This is a genomic window from Winogradskyella psychrotolerans RS-3, assembly GCF_000427335.1.
Classification (GTDB): domain Bacteria; phylum Bacteroidota; class Bacteroidia; order Flavobacteriales; family Flavobacteriaceae; genus Winogradskyella; species Winogradskyella psychrotolerans.
The window spans coordinates 1-673 of sequence record NZ_ATMR01000086.1; the positions used below are offsets into that span (position 1 = coordinate 1).

General features: G+C 40.3%; 1 protein-coding gene. It reads right to left on the minus strand.

Annotated elements, in window-relative coordinates:
* On the minus strand, positions 1–623 hold a 623-nt coding region (locus ADIWIN_RS05860), incomplete at its 3' end, for a bifunctional ornithine acetyltransferase/N-acetylglutamate synthase (protein ID WP_235047041.1).
* Positions 624–673 lie beyond the last annotated feature (50 nt).

Below are 673 nucleotides of genomic sequence, written 5' to 3' on the forward strand. Positions count from 1 at the left end.
GCTCCTTCACCATCAGAAACGATTAGTTTGGCAAGGTGAATCAATAATTCGCCGAGTTTTTCCTTAAACAAAATATAGAGCGGGTCATCTTCTTGGGTGATTTTATCATTCCCAGCCATCCCATTGGCCAATATTGCAACCATATCATTGGTAGAGGTATCTCCATCTACTGTGATCATATTAAAAGACCTATCCACACAATATTTTAACGTCTTTTGTAGTAATTTTTCGTCAATATCGATGTCCGTGGCTAAAAAGGAAAGCATCGTTGCCATATTGGGATGGATCATTCCTGATCCTTTTGCAACGCCACCAATGGATATGGTTTTTCCTTCCCATTCAAAATCAACAAAACCTTCCTTTGCGAAAGTATCTGTTGTCAATATGGCATTGGCCAGGAATGAACCAGCTTTTGCATCATTGGATAATTTTGGTACTGTTTCTTTTATCCCTGCTACCACATCTTCTGTAGGGAAAACTTCACCTATCAAACCGGTTGATGCAACAATTACATCATCAGGAGAAATATTTAAAGCTGCGGCAACAGTATCTGCCATTGCTTCTGCACCTTTTCTACCCTGCTCACCAGTACAGGCATTTGCATTCCCTGCATTACATACAATGACTTGGGCTCTATTATTGGCAAGGTTTCTTTGGTACCTTGATTGGTTCG